1 protein-coding gene and 1 pseudogene are annotated in these 817 nt (G+C 46.9%); both read right to left on the bottom strand.

Annotated elements, in window-relative coordinates; genetic code table 11:
* A pseudogene (locus A3766_RS30375) lies at positions 1-427 on the bottom strand (hypothetical protein); the annotation flags it as partial.
* A gap of 64 nt (positions 428-491) precedes the next feature.
* Positions 492-817: GGDEF domain-containing protein (locus tag A3766_RS04500; RefSeq protein ID WP_197479317.1), on the bottom strand; the 326-nt coding region annotated here is incomplete at its 5' end.

Below are 817 nucleotides of genomic sequence, written 5' to 3'. Positions count from 1 at the left end.
CTGCCAAATTAAGGCCGGTTTTGCTGGCAACATTCTGCAAATCGGTCTTTGAAGCACTGGCCGTTAAGGGAGCCTTAGCCGTTGGCGTTGGCGTTGGCGTTGGCGTTGGCGTTGGCGTTGGCGTTGGCGTTGGCGTTGGCGTTGGCGCAGCCTGAGGAGCTGGCGCACTAAAGTCTACTTTGACACCCGGACTGCCCATCGCCTCAACTTGGCAATCAGCGCCACGCTTACTCATCGCAATGATATATTTCTTTGCCGTTTCCTGGTCGAGCTTATTACGTATCACCACCCGCTTGCCAGTAAACATGCGCTCTACTTGGTCTACGCTTGTTTTAAATAGCTGCGCAACGTGTTGCTTGGTCTCTTGCTCCGAAAAGCCTTCAACCAGTTTGCCGTAAAATACAATTTCGTACTGCTGCTCACTCATACCGTTTTGCTCTTTGCTAATTTCTTTCCCTAACAATAAGTCTAGGTCAAGACCCGAAATTTACCTAGTCAGAAGATGCTTCACTCCGCACTTCTGCCCTGTTTCGGCCATTTTCTTTTGCTTGATACAGTGCAGAGTCTGCTCGTTCAAATAACTGCCCCTGATCCAGGCCTTCTTCAAAGACACTTAAGCCAAAAGACATGGTAATTTGAATCTTTTCATCGCGAAAATGAAAAGGTAAGCGACCGATCATTTCCCTTACTTTTTCAATTACCTGCTTTGCAGTTTGCAAATCTGTTTCTGGCAAAATAATCACAAACTCTTCGCCACCATAGCGCGCAACAAAGTCGGTCTTGCGTATTCTATTTTGAATTTCCTTGGCAATAATCT

The sequence above is a fragment of the Oleiphilus sp. HI0132 genome (assembly GCF_001635845.1).
Note: the sequence above shows the minus strand (reverse complement) of the source record. Positions and strands in the feature narration are given on the sequence as shown.